This window comes from Phyllobacterium sp. P5_D12 (assembly GCF_054049495.1).
Genome location: NZ_JBFUMG010000715.1, coordinates 1 through 1,929 on the forward strand (window position 1 = coordinate 1; position 1,929 = coordinate 1,929).

3 protein-coding genes are annotated in these 1,929 nt (G+C 56.8%); all 3 read left to right on the forward strand.

All coding sequences use genetic code 11. The features are described 5' to 3' along the window. Positions 1-537: 5-formyltetrahydrofolate cyclo-ligase (locus tag ACXJ5O_RS25605; RefSeq protein WP_457302362.1), on the forward strand; the 537-nt coding region annotated here is incomplete at its 5' end. A 62-nt stretch (positions 538-599) separates the two neighbouring features. Continuing rightward, positions 600-1,424 (forward strand): TIGR00282 family metallophosphoesterase, encoded by an 825-nt coding sequence (locus ACXJ5O_RS25610; protein WP_209999296.1) that lies wholly within the window; start codon positions 600-602, stop codon positions 1,422-1,424. An 81-nt stretch (positions 1,425-1,505) separates the two neighbouring features. Continuing rightward, on the forward strand, positions 1,506-1,929 hold a 424-nt coding region (locus ACXJ5O_RS25615; RefSeq protein ID WP_457302363.1), incomplete at its 3' end, for a TerC family protein.

Here is a 1,929-nt window from a genome sequence, read left to right on the forward strand (position 1 = left end):
GCTCTGGGCCGCCGCGACGCGCTTCCCACCGAGTATCGGATCGAAGCATCGATGCGGATCGCCGACGCCGGCGTCGCGACCCTTGTTGTAGATCCGGGGACCAACGTCTCCGGTTTCTGGCCTATCCGGTCGGAAGTGGATTTGCGCCCTCTGCTTTTCCATATGCGCGAAAAAGGTGCGCGGTTGTGCCTTCCGGTTATCATCGACAAACAGACGATTCTTTTTCGCGAACTCGTGCGCGGTGCGCCGATGGTCGAGACGGGTTTCGGCACGGTAGGGCCGCCGGAGGATGCTGCAGTTCTCGATCCATCGTTCATGCTGGTTCCTCTAGCCGCTTTCGATGAGCGCGGTCATCGTATCGGCTATGGTGCTGGCTATTATGACCGGGCAATCGCGCGACTGAAGGAGATTGGCGTCAATCCACGGTTGATCGGCGTGGCTTTTGACTGTCAGCAAGTAGAAATCGTGCCTGATGAACCGCATGATGTGCCGCTGGAGGCCGTCCTGACGGAAAGCGGGTTGCGCAGCTTTGGCTAGATCGATAAAGCCAATCAACAATTACGAGCCCCGAAGAACGGGCTCTCACTCAGGATGTGCGCGTGAGATTACTTTTTCTTGGTGATATGGTGGGCCGCTCTGGCCGTACAGCCGTCTATGAGCAATTGCCGGGCCTTATCTCTGATCTGAAACTCGATTTTACAATCGTCAACGGTGAAAATGCGGCCGGCGGCTTTGGCATCACCGAAGAGATTTTCCACGATACGATCAATGCTGGTGCGGACGTCGTCACCACTGGTAATCATGTTTGGGATCAGCGTGAGGCGCTGGTCTTCGCCGCCCGCGAGCAGCGCTTCCTGCGACCTGCGAATTTCCCGCTGGGGACGGCGGGAAAAGGTTCGGGCATATTCCTTGCCAAAAATGGCGCCCGCGTACTCGTCGCCAACATCATGGGCCGGGTTTTCATGCATCCGGATTTGCATGATCCCTTCACGATAGCCGAAGAAATCCTGGCGGCATGTCCGCTCGGTGAACAGGCGGATGCGGTGGTCTTTGATTTTCACGCGGAAGCGACCAGCGAGAAACAGTGTTTCGGCCATTTTGTCGATGGTCGCGCCAGTTTCGTGGTGGGCACTCATACACATGTGCCGACGGCAGACGCGCAGATACTCAATGGCGGAACCGCCTACATGTCCGATGCGGGAATGTGCGGCGACTATGATTCTTCGCTCGGAATGGACAAGGAAGAACCGCTCAACAGGTTCTTGTCCAAGGTGCCGAAAGGCCGGTTTGAGGCGGCCAGCGGCAAGGCGACAATCTGCGGCGTCGGGGTCGAGATTTCCGACCGCACCGGCCTTGCAGAAAAGATCGCTCCCTTGCGTCTCGGTCCGAGACTTGAAGAAACCATTCCATCATTCTGGAAATGAGTTGACCGAAGGAGAGGGCTCACCTAAGTCGAGGCACGCACCTCTATACCATCCGGGCCACTAACCTTAGGAACGACCCCCATGGAAGCGCTACTCTCCTATTTCGATTTCATCTACACGCCGTCAGGCATTATTGCCCTCGTCACGCTTGTCGTGATGGAGGTGGTGCTCGGTATCGACAATCTCATCTTCATTTCGATACTCACCAACAAGCTGCCGAAGGAACAGCAGGCGCGCGCCCGCCGGCTCGGTATCAGCGCGGCGCTGATCCTGAGGCTCGTTTTGCTGTTCACAATTTCGATCATCGTACAGCTGACAGAACCAGTCTTCGAGGCTTTCGGGCACGGCTTCTCTTGGCGCGACCTTATCCTTATCGCAGGTGGTCTGTTTCTGGTGTGGAAGGCCACGAAGGAAATCCATCACACGGTCGACCACGAGGATGCCAAGGAAGATGTCATCGGCAAAACAGTCACGCTGTCCATGGGTGCCGCCATCGTGCAGATAC